This window comes from Pseudolysinimonas sp., from assembly GCF_057350545.1.
In genome coordinates this window covers 1-14,835 of record NZ_JBMRCP010000071.1, presented here as the reverse complement: position 1 = coordinate 14,835, position 14,835 = coordinate 1, and the positions used below count along the sequence as shown (strand labels likewise).

8 protein-coding genes and 1 pseudogene are annotated in these 14,835 nt (G+C 71.1%); 4 read left to right on the top strand and 5 right to left on the bottom strand.

The window, feature by feature from the left end; translation table 11 throughout:
- The first annotated feature begins 224 nt into the window (after positions 1–224).
- Positions 225–8,621 carry a DUF5979 domain-containing protein gene (locus tag ACO1X9_RS10135; protein ID WP_486350712.1) on the top strand — a complete coding sequence of 2,799 codons (8,397 nt, stop codon included), beginning with the start codon at positions 225–227 and terminating at the stop codon, positions 8,619–8,621.
- An 82-nt stretch (positions 8,622–8,703) separates the two neighbouring features.
- On the opposite strand, the gene ACO1X9_RS10130 is transcribed toward ACO1X9_RS10135, so the two are convergent.
- Positions 8,704–9,177, bottom strand: coding sequence for a hypothetical protein (locus ACO1X9_RS10130; RefSeq protein WP_486350711.1), 474 nt, complete (start codon positions 9,175–9,177; stop codon positions 8,704–8,706).
- Between the two features lie 46 nt (positions 9,178–9,223).
- Between ACO1X9_RS10130 and ACO1X9_RS10125 the strand changes: the two genes are divergently transcribed.
- Complete coding sequence (locus tag ACO1X9_RS10125; protein ID WP_486350710.1) at positions 9,224–9,670, top strand: EVE domain-containing protein; 447 nt, start codon at positions 9,224–9,226, stop codon at positions 9,668–9,670.
- The gene (locus ACO1X9_RS10120; RefSeq protein ID WP_486350709.1) at positions 9,667–10,125 is read left to right on the top strand and encodes a 2-phosphosulfolactate phosphatase; all 459 of its coding nucleotides are present in this window, start codon (positions 9,667–9,669) and stop codon (positions 10,123–10,125) included. Before ACO1X9_RS10125 ends, ACO1X9_RS10120 begins: the two co-directional genes overlap by 4 nt.
- Before the next feature lie 36 nt (positions 10,126–10,161).
- On the opposite strand, the gene ACO1X9_RS10115 is transcribed toward ACO1X9_RS10120, so the two are convergent.
- The 4 genes from ACO1X9_RS10115 to ACO1X9_RS10100 are packed head-to-tail and all read right to left on the bottom strand — an operon-like array spanning position 10,162 to position 13,213.
- Positions 10,162–10,728, bottom strand: a complete 567-nt coding sequence (locus tag ACO1X9_RS10115; RefSeq protein ID WP_486350708.1) for a CGNR zinc finger domain-containing protein — start codon at positions 10,726–10,728, stop codon at positions 10,162–10,164.
- Positions 10,697–11,218, bottom strand: a complete 522-nt coding sequence (locus tag ACO1X9_RS10110) for a SprT-like domain-containing protein (RefSeq protein WP_486350707.1) — start codon at positions 11,216–11,218, stop codon at positions 10,697–10,699. Before ACO1X9_RS10110 ends, ACO1X9_RS10115 begins: the two co-directional genes overlap by 32 nt.
- Positions 11,219–12,331, bottom strand: a complete 1,113-nt coding sequence (locus ACO1X9_RS10105; RefSeq protein ID WP_486350706.1) for a PQQ-dependent sugar dehydrogenase — start codon at positions 12,329–12,331, stop codon at positions 11,219–11,221.
- A gap of 9 nt (positions 12,332–12,340) precedes the next feature.
- A complete protein-coding gene (locus ACO1X9_RS10100) occupies positions 12,341–13,213 on the bottom strand; it encodes a spermidine synthase (RefSeq protein WP_486350705.1) in 873 nt (290 codons plus the stop codon).
- A gap of 242 nt (positions 13,214–13,455) precedes the next feature.
- On the opposite strand from ACO1X9_RS10100, the pseudogene ACO1X9_RS10095 reads away from it, so the two are divergent.
- Positions 13,456–14,835 (top strand): annotated as a pseudogene (locus tag ACO1X9_RS10095) (DNA-directed RNA polymerase subunit beta); the annotation flags it as partial.

Genomic DNA, 14,835 nt, shown 5'->3' with positions numbered 1-14,835 from the left:
GGGCGCAACTCGACCACCGAAGCCGACCGAGGGGTACACCTGACGGGGTGTCGCGCCCCTGTTCCGCGGTTCCGGGGGACAGGGTCTACCCCCGTCGGGGTCGCGCCCCAATTGGGCCGATGACATCCCGCTCCGCACGCCCCTAGCGTGGCCACGCGGTCACCCGAGCCGCCGACGTGGGACGCGTCTGTGCCGGGCTCCGCCTGGTATCTGGGGGATTCCACATGTCGTTCTGGGGTTCGAGAGCACGTGCGATCGCTGCGCGCGTCGCACTCACCGCCGCTCTCGCCGGCCTCTTCGGCGGACTGTTCGCCGCCGCGCCCGTCGCCGCCGCAGGTGAGACCGCCGTGCTGCAGATCTCGAAGACCGTGCAGGATGCCACCCTCAGCCCCGGCGATACCCTCTCGTACACGATCGCGGTCGAGTGCCTCTCCGACGACTGCGTCGACGCCCAGGTCACCGACGTGCTCCCGCCCGAGTTCGACGCGCTCACCCTCAACCCCAACGTCATCGTCACCCCGCCGCCCGGTGGCTCCTCGAGCTTCTCCTGGACCGACCGCACCCTCACGGTGGACTTCTCGCACGCCGGAGGCGCCGGGATCGCAGCCGGCGACGGCTACTCGATCCAGGTGAACCTCGCCGTCCCCGTCGGCCTCTCGCCCGACTGGGAGTACAACGGCGACCCGGTGTCGAACACCGCCTCCGTGTCGGCGTCGACGGCGGCGACCGTCACGTCCTCCGTCGAGGCGACCGTGACGGTGCCGTATGTGGTCGCGACGACCGCGAGCGCCGCGTGGGCTCCGCCGACGACACAGTTCAAGATCGGCGAGGCGTCGGCGCTCACCCTCACCACCCGCAACACGTCCAACGCGCGCGCCGAGACCCTGACCCTGCTCGCGCCGACCGATCCGGCGGCCGCGAGCAACCTCTTCGACACGGTCGACTTCTCATCGTTCGGGGCCGTCGTCTTCCCCGCGGGAGCCGACCGCGTCCGCGTCGACGCGTGGAACGGCACCGCGTGGGTGGACGGTGCGTTCGCCGCGACCGCGCAACTCGACGACTCGATCCTGCCCGCCGCCGTGCGCGGACTGCGGATCGTCTTCGGCTCGTCGATCGCGGGAGCCCAGCTCACCGCGAACGGCAGCGCCGGCAGCGTCGTGCTCAATCTCGCGCAGCGCGCTACGACGCGGCAGGCCGGCACCTCCCTCGTCACCGGCGCCGTCGTCACGGCCACCGTGCGCGGAACCGTCTCCGTGCCGGACCACGGCACGCAGCTCGCCAACGCGTCGGCGACCTACACGATCGGCGGCCTCACCTCGGCGGTGAACGGCGTGACGACCTTCTCGTCCAACCGCATCCCGGCCGGCACCACGACGATCGTCACGACGACGGGTGTCAACGCCTCGAACGGTCCGCTCGACTCGCTCACCGTCTCGCAGCAGGCGGGCGCGTTCCTCACCGAGGACATCCTCTTCGACGGGTTCCGCACCGCGGGCGCCGCCTGGCCGGATGGCGCGACCGAGGCGACGGTGACGTGGTTCACCGTCGGCGACCCGGGAGATGTGAACCCCGCACCGGTCCAGTTGACCGCCGGCGCGGGGTTCCCCGCGACCCCGGCTCTCACCGCGACGCAGCGCATCACCGGGTTCTCGGTCGAGTTCCGCGGCACCATCCCGGCGGGCGCGACCGCCGCGGTGCCGTTCCGTGTCGCGGTGTCCGAGGATGCCGTGGCCGCGTCGCCGGGACTGGAGACCTTCACCCAGACCGGCCGCATCGACGGCGTCAACGCCGCGGGCACGGCGACCCCGGCGACCCCGTCGGCGACCCTCACCGTGCTCTACCCCCAGCTCGAGGTCGGCGTGACGAAGACGGTCACCCCGAGCGCCGCGGTGCCGACCGGCGGGCGCTCGGTCGTGCAGCTGCGCGCGACCACGTCGAGCGACTCGGGCTACGTACGGCCGACCTCGATCGTCATCACCGACCTCATGGGCGTCGACGCGCTCGACTACTGGCGCGGCTTCGACGCCGTCGCGATCGCCCCGACCCAGGTGCCGGCCGGTGCGACGCTCGTCATCGAGGGCACGACCGACGGCACGACCTGGGTCGGGATCGATGAGATCGTCGCCGGCGGCAGCGCCGTGATCCATCAGGCCGCGCTGGTCGACGGCGACGACCTCGTCGGCCTGCGTTTCACCTTCACGCGCGACGACGGCTTCGCCCAGGGCACGACGATGCAGGCCAACGTCGCGTTCACCGCCCGCGGCACGGTGCGCGGCACGGCCGATCCGACATCGACCGAAGGCGTCGATGTCACCTACCTCAACACCGCGACGGTCGACGCCGTGGGCGACGTCGTGCTCGACGGCGGACTCCCGGTCAGCGACTCCGCGTCGGCGAGCGCGTCGGGCACGATCAAGACCATCCCGTCCGGCGGTGGCGGCGGCCTCATGTTCGACAAGACCTGGGTGCCCGTGTCGGGCTCCGCGACGGTGAGCTCGCAGTCCGGGCAGTCCCGTACCGTGCGGCTCGCCTGGGGTGTCGAGATCAGCGGCTACGACGAGGTCACCCTCACCGATCCGGCCGACCCGACGGCTCCCGTCGGCGGTTCGGTGTTCCAGACCTTCGACCTCGTGCGCATCCCGGCGATCACGAGCGGCATGGATGCGCTCCTGCGCTACGACCAGGTCACCGACGTCGAGCTCTACAGCGACACGACCGACTCGTGGGTGTCGGTCTTCTCGAGCGCGTGCGCGACGGCCTCCGCCTGCCGCGGTGCCTTCCCCGGCTACACCCTGTCGACGGCGCAGCGCGCCGACACCCTGGGCGTGAGGATCACGTTCGAGGAGTACGCCGCCGCGCGCACGAGTGACCCGCTCGCACCGCCCGTCGGCTCGGGCGTCGCCTCCGGACCCGACACCCGCTCCCTCGACCTGGTCTTCCAGCTCCGCAACCGCGTGCGCGACACCGCGGCGCTCGCCGATCCGTCCGACCCCTGGGTCACCGGCGATCGTGCCTTCAACGACGGCGCGAACGGCTCGGTGAGCAACACCGCCCGGATGGATGCCGACGCCGCCTCGGCGACCGACGCGTCCAGCATCCTCGTGCTCGACCCCGTGCCGGGCCTCACGCTCACGAAGGCGCAGCAGGCGAAGAACACGGGAGGCTCGAACATCTCGAGCACCGTGCCGATCCCGGTTCCGGGGGATGTCGCGACCGGGTCGTACCCGACCGTGCAGTACACGATGGTCGCGACCAACACCTCCGCGGCTCGTGCCTGGTACCTGCGGGTCACCGACCAGATGCCGTGCACCACGGCGACCGTGTCGACGTGCGCCCACCCGACCGACGGGGGCGTCAACGGCTGGACCGTGAACCCCTACGACGGGCGCGCGTGGGACCCGGCGACCAGCCCCTTCCAGTACCTCACGATCCGTGACCTCAACTACACGCTGAGCGGCAGCTCGGGCATCGACACCGCCGCCTCGACGGTCACACTGTGGTTCGCCGACGGCACGAACTCGACCGTCTCTCTCGCCACGGCGGCGGGATACAACGAGGCCGCTCTCGTGGACGTCGTCGGCGTGAGCGCGCTCTTCGCCGGGGCCTCGGCCGACGGCGGCACGATCGCGAGCGGCGCGACGGCGACCCTGACGCTCGAGACCCGGCTGCGCGCGACGCTCCGCAGCGGCGGTGCGGCCACGGCTCCGGCGACCGTCGTCAACTCCGCCTTCGGACAGGTCTGGGACGGCGTGCTCGTCGACACCGCCGCCTACACGTCGGCGAGCCAGACCCTCACGCTCGTCGACTCGAGCATCGCGATGTCGCTCTCGAAGTCGGCGACCGTCACGAGCATCCTCGAGGCGAACCGCGCGATCAACACGTCGGTGACGATCACGGCCAACCAGGGCAGCTCGACCGCGTCGACCCGCCAGGTGGTCGTGGAAGACGTCGACGCCGACTTCTGGAACACGTTCGAGCTGCGGTCGCTCACCTCGGTCTCGATGCCCTCGGGAGCGAACCGGGTGCGCGTCGACGTGCAGCTGAACGGCTCGAGCACGTGGACGGAGGGCACCGAGGTCGCGAGCTCGCCGTCGCTGCCGGCGGGCATCACCAACTCCCAGGTGACCGGACTCCGCGTGACCTACCGGAAGGCCGACAACTCCCTGTTCTCGGTGACGGCTCCGGCTGCGGCGTGGAACACCTCGATCGTGTTCGTCGCCCGCGTGCGCACGGCGTTCCTTGCCGACGGCGCCGCCATCCCGTTCCCGTCGACCGTCGTCAACGACGTGAGCGGCACCTCGACCCACCCGTCGTTGCCCGTCGCGACCGCGTCGGCGAGTCGGTCGTTCACGCTCGACCCGGGCACGTTCCGCGTCGACGTCGAGAAGCGCACCCCGAGCAAGACCACGCCGGCCGGTGAGGCCGTCGACTTCTCGCTCATCATGACCAACACCGGCACCGGCTACCTCGACAACCCCGTCGTCGTCGACCAGCTCCCGGTGGATGTCGGACTCACCGCCGGCGGTCCGCTCCTCTTCGACCCCACGAGCGAGGTCACCTACACGACCTCGACCGGCGGCATCCTGCCCGTCACGGGCGTGCAGTGGGTCTACGACCCGACCGGGCGGAACATCACGTTCACCTGGCCGAACGGCTCGCGCCTCGCGCCGGGCGAGAAGTACACGATCGTCATCCCGCTGCAGGTCGCTCCCGGGCTCCCGGCCTCGTATGGCGACGTCGTCAACCGCATGACGTTCACGAGCGACCGCACGCTCTCCGGGTGCACCAACACGTCGGGCAACGGCGAGGGCGTCTCGACCGTCGGTGCGACCGGGTGCCGCACGAGCAACGATGTGACGACCATCTCGGCCTCGGCGATCTCGTCGTTCAAGGGCGTCAAGGGTGACGTCGGCGCGGGCACCGTCTCGACGACGGGCGCGCTCAACGTCAACAATGCCGCTGCGACCTGCGTCGCCGACATCCAGGGCTTCTACCGCAACCCGTGTGCCGCAGGCACGCGGATCGGCGGCACCGACCTCTGGAAGCTGCAGTACACCAACGGCGGCAACGTCCCGTCGCTGAGCGCCACCGTCGTCGATGTGCTGCCGCGCTCGGGCGACACCTACCTCGCGTCGGGCACGTCGCGCGGCTCGACCTACCGCCCGGTGTTCGCGGGCGACGTGCAGCTCGCGACCGACGCCCTGTCGGCCGGCACGACGATCGCCTGGCAGGTGACGACGACCGCGAACCCCTGCCCGTCCTTCGGGTCGAACCCCACGTGCACCACCGCCACCTGGGTCGACGGTGCGACCTTCCCGACGTCGAGCTACGCCTCGGTGCGCGCCATCCGCGTGCAGTACACCTTCCCCGGCGGCGAGCTGCCGCCGGCCGCGACCGTCGCCGTCACCTACCGCACCGTCAACGCCCCGACGACCTCGGCCGGAGACGGCCTCGCTCCCGTGACGGTGCCGCTCGGCACGCAGCGCGCGTGGAACAGCTTCGGCGTCTCGGCACAGTTCCCCGACGGCTACACGCAGCGCAACGTCGAGCCTGTCCGCGCAGGCGTGCAGCTCGCGGTGGGTCCGCTCCAGGTCGCGAAGGCGATCACGGGAGCGACGGCCGCCTTCGCCCCGACGTCCTACTCCGCGACCGCGGCCTGCACGATCGCCGGCGCGAACGTCGTGCTGCCGTCCGCGGGGGCGCTGACCCTCGCCGCCGTCAACGCGACTCCGTACACGGCGCGTCTCGACGGCATCCCGCTCGGCGCCGACTGCTCGGTGACCGAGACGACGACCGGCATGTCGAGCGTCGCCTACAGCCCGGCGGCCTCGTCGGGAATCCCGCGCGCCGTCGTGACGATCGACACGGCCGCCGGATCGGCGGCGCCCGTTCCCGTCGCGCACCAGGCGACGATCACGAACAGCTACGGCACGACCGACCTCACGATCACGAAGGCCGTCTCGACGAGCGCGACCGTCGGCGAGTTCGGCCCGTTCGACTTCACCCTCGCGTGCTCCGTGAACAACGGCACGACGACCCTGCCGGTGACCCTCGCCGCCGGCGACGCCGCGTTCACGCTCGCCGACGCCGAGTCGCACACGATCACCGGCCTGCCGGTCACGGCGCGCTGCTCCCTCCGCGAGTCCGACTCCGACGGCGCCACGAGCATCGGCGTGCGCGTCGGCGCCGGCGGCACCACGACGGTCGCCGAGAACGCCCCGGCGACGATCACCCTCGGCACCGCCGCGTCGTACACGGCGACGGTGACCAACACCTACGCGAGCGGCTTCCTCTCGGTCACGAAGGACGTCACGGGTGCCGCCGAGTACGGCGACGCCGAGTTCGAGGTCGCCGTCGAGTGCGGCTACGACGGCCAGACCCTCTTCGACGGCTCGTTCACGCTCACCGACGGCGACACCGAGACGCTCACGCCGCGGTTCCCCGTCGGCACGGTCTGCGACATCACCGAGACGGATGCCGGCGGCGCGACCGTGCAGGCGGCCGATCGTTCGGTCACGATCGCGTCCGGCACCACGGACACCGTGCTCACCAACCGCTTCGACGTCGGCACGCTGCGCGTCGACAAGACCGTCACGGGCGCCTCGGAGCGCTACGGCGCGGGTCCGTTCGAGGCTCAGGTCACCTGCACGTGGGACCGTCCCGGCGAGAGTGACCTCGTCATCCCGCTGCCCGACTCCGGGCTCGTCGAGCTCACCTCGGACAACGGCTACTCGGCCGAGGTCACCGGTCTCATCGCGGGGGCCGACTGCACCGTGAGCGAGACGAAGACGGGTGCGGCGACGCACCACTCGGTGTCGGCACCGTCGCCCCGCTACGTCCCGGCGAGCGGCGAGAGCGTCGTCGAGATCGAGAACCACTTCGCGACGGGATCGCTGCGTATCGACAAGGCGTTCGACATCGCGGCCGGCGCCGAGGAGTTCGCCGAGGGGCCGTTCGTCGTCGAGATCGAGTGCGGCATCGACCGCGACGGCACCTGGATGCCACTCGACCTGCTCGGCGACGCGACGCAGACCCTCTCCGACGCCAACGGGTACACGGCGACCGTCGACGGAATCCTGCAGGGTGCGTCCTGCACGGTGACCGAAACGGATGCCGGCCTCGCCATCGAGAGCGAGACGGACCCGTCCGACGGCACCGTCGTCATCCCCGCCTCAGCTTCGGGTGCCGCGGTGGTGACCGTGACCAACACATTCCTCACGGGCGAGCTCGACGTCGAGAAGACGGTCGACGAGACCCTCGTCGAGGGCGGCGACGTGCTGCACTACTCGATCGCCGTCGCGAACGTCGGCGCCGTGAGCGCGGGCGGGGTGACCGTCATCGACGAGCTCGACGCCGACCTCATGATCGACCCGGCGTCGGTGACCGCCCCCGACTGGATGTGCAACGTCACCGACCAGGACCGCGACGGCTACGGCGCGACTCTCGAATGCGTCATCCTCGGCGACCTGGGGGTCGGCGCGACGGCGCCGGTGATCGCGTACACGGCGACGCTGCGTTCCGAGGTCGCACGCGACACCGTTCTCAACACGGCTGTCGTGAGTTCGGAGACCGTCGTCGTGGCGGGCGACGACGACACCGTGTCGACCCCCGTGAAGTGGCTCGACGTGACCGCGTCCACCGCCTGCGTTCAGGATGCGCCGTGGCTCGAGTACACGGTCGAGGCGCGCAACCTCGACGTGTCGGGCCGCACGATGCACGTCAACTGGCTCGCCGCCGACGGCACCGTCATCCACACCGACGACATCGAGATCGACGTCGACGGAACGATCACCGGCCGGCTGCTGTTCCCGGGCGCGGCCGTCGATGCGAATGGCGACGGCATCGCGTGGCCGGGCTGGCGTCCCGCCGCGCCGGGGGAGACCCCCGACTGGGAGAACCTCGTCCTCGACCCGACGCTGCCGACCCACGCCCTGCGCTCGGGCGCGTCCGTGGAGTTCGTCATCAATCCGGCCACCGAGGTCGCGATCGCCTACCCGCCGCCCACGTCCTCGTGCGCCGAGACCCCCGGCGACCTCGCGAGCGACCTGTGGATGTCGAAGACCGCCTCGGTGCGCAACCTCGCGCCCGGTGACGTCTTCACCTACACGATGGAGATCGGCAACCACGGCCGCGGAGGCGTGACGGGGCTCATCCTCATCGACGACGTGCCCGATGTGCTGCGCATCATCTCGGTGACGCCGACGGCGGCGACGAAAGCCGGCGACCCCGAATGGGTCGACTGCGTGGTCGACGACCGTCTGCCGAGCGGCTTCGGCGGCACCATCACGTGCGAGCTCGACCGCGACCTGGGCGCGAACCAACGCACGCCCGATGTGCTGCTCGAGGTGCAACTGAGCCCGACCGCCCCCGCCGGCGCCGTCGTCAACACCGCGAAGGTCACGGCGTTCGAGCTCCCGACGCTGGCCCAACGCGGCGGCGGTGGCGGCCAGCTCACGACACTCGCGCTGCAGGACTCGGCGGTCATCCTGACGACGCTCGCCGCCACGGGTGCCTCGCCGCTGCTCGCCTTCCAGACCGCGCTCACCCTGCTCGTGGTGGGCGGCATCCTCTCGACCCTCCGCCGACGTGCACGTCACGTGCTGCGCGGGCGCCGGGCCTAGGGCGACGCGTCCCGCCTCGCCCCGGGAGACTCCGTCCCGCCGCCTCGTCCCAGGCAGGCGGGGCGGAGTCGGAGGCGCGCGCTCAGCCGAGGCCCGGACGACGCGCCACGACGCGACGGATCCCGAGAGCCCTGTACTGCCAGAGCAGCCAGAGCCCGAGCCAGACGGCGGGGGTGAGGATGCCGGCCGACACGTCGAGGCGGTCACGGTAGAGGGTGCCGCCGCCCGGCAGTGGTGACACGGCCATCCGATGGCGCCAGCCCGTGACGAGGCCGAGCACGCCCGAGACGGGCCCGCCGGAGTCTTCGAGGATGCGCGCGTCGTCCTTCCGCGAGGTCGACAGCCGGATGCGCTGGTCGCCGAGGGGGAGCAGGCCGAACAGCCGGAGGCGCACGAGGTGATCGCCCGAGGTCCAGGTCGGCGGGAAGCGCCGGTGGCCGACGGGTTCGATCTCCATGAGCGGCGCGACGACGGCGCCGAGGGCGAGTGGATCGTGCAGCATCGCCCACACGGTCTCCGGATAGGCGTCGAGCTCGAGGCGCAGTGTGACCCGCATGATGCCAGTCTGCGGTGGTGTCACCCGTCGGGTCCAGACTTCGGGCATGAGGTACTGGCTCGGGGTCGTGCATCGCGACCACGTGCGCCGCGGGGTCGACCAGGGGATCGCGCAGCTGAACCACGGCTCGCGCGCGGCGATCGTGCGCCTCGCTCCCGGCGACGGCCTCGTCTACTACTCGCCGAGAGACCTCTACCCGGCGGGGCGCGCGCTGCAGGCGTTCACGGCGATCGGCCGCGTCGCCGACGGCGAACCGTGGCAGGCGGCCGCCGTGTCGATGGCGGCGCGCGGCGACGTGCGGCCGTGGCGGCGGCGAGTCGAGTACCTCGACGGCGCGGCGGAGGCGCCGATCGCGCCGCTGTTGCCGGTGCTCGAACTCACCCGGTCGGCGCCGAACTGGGGGTGGCTCATGCGCCGCGGAACCCTCGAGTTGACGCCGCATGACTTCGCCGTCATCGCGGGGGAGATGGGCGCCGATACCCTCGTCGGGTGACCGCAACGCCCTCGCCCCGCAGCCAGACCGACTACCAGGTGCGCTTCGAGTGGGGAGCCTCGGGAGCCGCGGCCGTGGCGGTCGACGCGGACGTCGTCGCCTGGGTCGACGAGCTCGGGGCCGAACCGGTGCCGGAGGGGGCCAGGGTCACGACGCTCGCCGAGGCGGAGGAGTTCGCCCGCTGGTGTCTCGCCGAACAGGAGCGTCTCGGGGGGAGGTTCCGTATCGCCGTGGTCGCCGCGGGGGCGACGCAGCCCGATCGGTCGCTCCGCTTCGCCGTCGAGGACCTGCTCGGGGCGGGCGCGGTGATCGATGCGATCGCGGAGCTGGGGACCGACCACCAGTCGCCGGAAGCCGCCGCCGCGGCGGCCGCCTACACGGGGCTGCGCAACGCGACGCATCATCTCGTCAACGCCTCCGTCTCGGCCCGGGAGTCGCGACTCACCGCGGGTTGAGGAGCGCCCGCCGGAGGCGGACGCGTCTCGAAACCCTCAACCGACGAGGGCGCGCCCGGCAGCCCTGGCGCGATGCGCCCGCACCTTCGCGCGGTTGCCGCAGCGTTGCATCGAGCACCAGCGGCGATTCGCCGTGCGCGACTCGTCGCGGAAGACCCGGCGGCAGTCGTCGGCGTCGCAGCGACGGATGCGCTCGGGCTCGACGGACAGGATCGAGATCGCGTCGCGGGCGAGGCTCGACAGTGCCTGTCCGATGCGGAGTCGTCCGGCACCGGCCTGGCGTCGCCCACCCGCGAGCGTGGGCGGGACGTCGGGCGTGGCTCCGAACAGGTTGATCGTGTCGACGTCGTCAGGGTCGAGCGGCTGCCGATCGGCCGCCGCCACGGAGAGTCGTTCGATGGCGGCCCGCAGGGCGAGCGCATCGGTCAGATCGCGCTCGGTCGCTTCGGCCGCCTCGAGCCGCTCGAAGCGCCCCGCGAGCCACTCACCCAGGTCGCGCGCATGCACCGGCTCGGGTGCGGCCGCGAAGTCGAGGCTCGGGGCACCGGCGTCGAAGAACCACGTCACGCCCTCAGGGGCGATCAGCCACTGTCCGGCGCTCATTCAGCAATCCCTCATGTAACTGAGTCTGCCGGTTACTGCCGTCATCGCGGTGACGCCACGCGATAGCGAATCCCGGGTCGAACCGTCGGGAGCACTTCGCGCAGGAGAGCTGCCGCGTCGGCTTGCGGTAGCGGTAGTGCACGTGACCGTTCGGGCACTCGCCGATCCAGGTGGCGAGATCGTCGGCGATCGCGCCCCCGTGCAGCCGCTTCCCCTCGTAGCCGAGGTCGCGCGCCGTCTTCTTCCAGCGTGGCCCGTGCCCCGCTCCCGGGCCTGCGAGCGCGTGCGCCACCTCGTGCAGCAGCACCTGATGGATCTCGTCGTCGTCGTAGCGCGCCGCGAGGTGGCGCGACACGGTGATGCGCTTCGCGCGGTAGTCGCAGAGCCCGGCGCGGGTGCGCGCGTGGTCGAAGCCGAACGTCCAGGAGTCGTCGAGATGCAGGGCGATGAGGGCATCCGCCCACCGGCGGACGCGGTCGAGTTCTGCCACCTAGCCCTCCGCCAGGGGGACGAGATCGACCTGCAGGAGCTTGTCGTCGCCGTCGCGGGGCGAACCGTTGCCGCCGGTGTTGCTCGTGAGGAACCACAGTGACCCGTCGGGGCCGGCCGCGACATCCCGGATGCGGCCGAACTCGCCGACGAACCAGGGGCTCGCACTCGCCTGACCGGCGTCGTCGACGTAGATCGCCCACACCCGCTCGCCGCGGAGCGCCGCGAGGAAGAACGTGCCGTCGACATACGCGAGGCCGCTCGGGCTCGCCTCGGACGTCGACCACTGGAGGATGGGGTCGACGTAGCCCTCGACACCGCCCTGCCCCTCGACGACCGGCCACCCGTAGTTGGCTCCGGCGTCGATGCGGTTGAACTCGTCCCACGTGTTCTGACCGAACTCGGCGGCCCACAGCTGGCCTTCGTCGTCCCACGCGATGCCCTGCGGGTTGCGGTGGCCGAGGGAGTAGACGAGCGAGCCGGGCGTCGGGTTGTCGTCGGGGGCCCCGCCCTCCGGCGTCATGCGGAGGATCTTGCCGTTGAGCGACGTCGGGTCTTGCGAGACGTCGGGCATCGCGGCGTCACCCGTCGTCGCGTAGAGCATTCCGTCGGGGCCGAAGGCGATGCGGCCGCCGTTGTGGTTGCCCGCGCGCGCGATGCCCGCGAGCACGACCTCCGGTTCGCCGAGTGCCCCGTCGCGGTAGGGCAGCCGCACGATGCGGTTGTCGTCGGCGCTCGTGTGGAACGCGTAGACCCACACCTCGTCGTCGGTCTCGAGCGTCGCGAGCCCGAGCAGCCCGCCTTCGCCCCCGTGCCGCACGTTCGGTACCGTGCCGACCTCGCGCACGTCGCCCTCGTCGTCGAGGCTCAGGATGCGCGCGTCGTCGCGCTGCGAGATGAGCGTCTCGCCGTCGTCGAGTCGCGCGATCGACCACGGCAGGCCGAGACCCGTGAGAACGACCTCCGGCGTACCCGAGGGCTGCACCTGCGACACCGTCTCGGACGGGGTCGGCGCCGCCGTGCCGGGCGAGGTCTGCGGGTTCGCCTGACCGCAGCCCGCGAGGCCGAGGGCCATCACGCCGACGGCGGCGGCGAGGAGGGGGGAGCGGCGCATGCCCCGACCCTACGTCCGACGGCCGCCGTCGCGGCTGGAACGGACCTGGAAGATGCTGCGCGCCGGGGGCGGCGACGGTGTGGAGGACTGATCGGTCACGATCGCGGCACCGGCGATCCAGTCGGTGAGCTCACGACCGCGCACGACGCTCGCCGGATGCGGTCCGCCGAGCAGCAGGCGCGGGATCCACTCGAGGGGGAGCGCGGCCTTCGACGCGACGAGCACGAAGTTGCCGTACCGCCGACCCTTGAGCACCGCCGACTCGGCGAGCAGCGCCGTATCCGCGAAGACGTAGCCGACCGTCGACGCCTGGCCCCGCGCGAACGCGAGCGTGCCCCCGTCCGCGACGTTGACCAGCATCACGCCCTCCGGGGCGAGGTACGCCGCGACTTCGGCGTAGAACTCCGCGCTCGTGACGTGGGCCGGGATGCGCGCACCGCCGAAGATGTCGACGATCGCCAGGTCGACCGTCCCCTTCAGAGCGGCCGGCAGCTTCGCGAGCGTCTCGCGGGCGTCCCCGTACCGCACCCGGATGGCCGCCGACTTCGACCACGGCAGATGCTCGCGCACGAGGTCGACGAGGCCGCGCTCGAGCTCGAGCCCCTGCTGTCGCGACCCGGGCCGGGTCGCCTCGACGTACCGGGGGAGCGTGAGCGCGCCGGCGCCCAGGTGCAGTGCCGTGAGCGGCCCCGCCGGGAGCTGGTCGATGACATGCCCCATGCGGTTGACGTACTCGAAGAAGAGGTCGGTCGGACGGTCGGGATTCACGTGCGACTGGGGCGTCCCGTCGACGACGAGCTGGAAGCTGCCCGGCGTGAAGGGGTCTTCGCGGAGGACGGCCTCGAGTCCGCTCTCGAGCTCCGCGCGTGCGATGTCCGGCATCCCACCATCCTGCTCCGCCCCGGCTCCGTGAGCGGTCCACGGGGACGCCGACGCGGCTTATAGACCCCTCGCAGGGAGAAAGTCAAGGAATAGCTAGACGTGTCACCGAGTTGCGTCCTATAGTTGATCCTTGCGCCCCCTCACCTTCGCCGTCATATTGCGGTCGGCTTGATGTGTTTTCCGGGCCTCCTTCCCACCGACCGAGAACACTGAAGCCGACGGGCTTCACGGAGGTTGTTCCCTTGGCTGCTGCGCGCACGTCTAAGAAGTCCACCATCACCGGCCGCACCGCATCGCGGCTCTCCTTTGCGAAGATCACCGACACCCTCACGGTGCCGGACCTCCTCGCGCTCCAGACGGAGAGCTTCGACTGGCTGGTCGGCAACGACGCCTGGAAGAAGCGCGTGGAGGCCGCCAAGGCCTCCGGCGACGCGGGCGTCCCCGACACCACGGGCCTCGACGAGATCTTCGAGGAGATCTCGCCGATCGAAGACCTCGGGGAGACGATGCAGCTGTCGTTCTCCGCTCCCGAGCTCGAGGAGCCCAAGTACTCCATCGACGAGTGCAAGGAGCGCGGCAAGACCTTCGCCGCCCCGCTCTACGTCAACGCCGAGTTCATGAACCACATGACGGGCGAGATCAAGACCCAGACGGTCTTCATGGGCGACTTCCCGCTCATGACCGAGAAGGGCACCTTCATCATCAACGGCACCGAGCGTGTCGTCGTCTCGCAGCTCGTCCGCAGCCCGGGCGTCTACTTCGAGCGCCAGAACGACAAGACGTCCGACAAGGACATCTACTCGGCCCGCGTCATCCCGAGCCGCGGTGCGTGGCTCGAGTTCGAGATCGACAAGCGCGACCAGGTCGGCGTGCGCATCGACCGCAAGCGCAAGCAGTCGGTCACCGTGTTCCTCAAGGCGCTCGGCATGACGAGCGAAGAGACCCTCGCGGCCTTCCCCGGCTACGAGTCGATCGCCGCGACGCTCGAGAAGGACGCCATCCTCACCAAGGAGGAGGCGCTCAAGGACATCTACCGCAAGCTGCGTCCGGGCGAGCAGGTCGCCGCCGAGGCCGCGCGCGCGCTGCTCGACAACTTCTACTTCAACCCGAAGCGCTACGACCTCGCGAAGGTGGGCCGTTACAAGCTCAACCGCAAGCTGGGCGTCGACGCGGGCCTGAAGGACTCGGTGCTGACCCTCGAGGACATCATCGCGACCATCAAGTACCTCGTCGCGCTGCACGCCGAGCAGACGACCCTCCCGGGCGTCCGCGACGGCAAGAAGGTGGAGCTGCGCCTCGACGTCGACGACATCGACCACTTCGGCAACCGTCGCATCCGCGCGGTCGGCGAGCTCATCCAGAACCAGGTGCGCACCGGTCTGTCCCGCATGGAGCGCGTCGTGCGCGAGCGCATGACCACGCAGGACATCGAGGCCATCACGCCGCAGACCCTGATCAACGTGCGCCCCGTCGTCGCCGCGATCAAGGAGTTCTTCGGAACCTCGCAGCTGTCGCAGTTCATGGACCAGAACAACCCGCTCGCGGGCCTGACGCGCAAGCGGCGTCTCTCGGCCCTCGGCCCGGGTGGTCTGTCCCGTGAGCGCGCCGGCGTCGAGGTGCGT

Excerpts from the sequence above, each read along its gene's own strand:
- ACO1X9_RS10105 (WP_486350706.1), bottom strand. The coding sequence starts at position 12,331 with ATGCGCCGCTCCCCCCTCCTCGCCGCCGCCGTCGGCGTGATGGCCCTC.
- ACO1X9_RS10100 (WP_486350705.1), bottom strand. The coding sequence starts at position 13,213 with ATGCCGGACATCGCACGCGCGGAGCTCGAGAGCGGACTCGAGGCCGTC.
- ACO1X9_RS10130 (WP_486350711.1), bottom strand. The coding sequence starts at position 9,177 with ATGCGGGTCACACTGCGCCTCGAGCTCGACGCCTATCCGGAGACCGTG.
- ACO1X9_RS10135 (WP_486350712.1), top strand. The coding sequence starts at position 225 with ATGTCGTTCTGGGGTTCGAGAGCACGTGCGATCGCTGCGCGCGTCGCA.
- ACO1X9_RS10115 (WP_486350708.1), bottom strand. The coding sequence starts at position 10,728 with ATGAGCGCCGGACAGTGGCTGATCGCCCCTGAGGGCGTGACGTGGTTC.
- ACO1X9_RS10125 (WP_486350710.1), top strand. The coding sequence starts at position 9,224 with ATGAGGTACTGGCTCGGGGTCGTGCATCGCGACCACGTGCGCCGCGGG.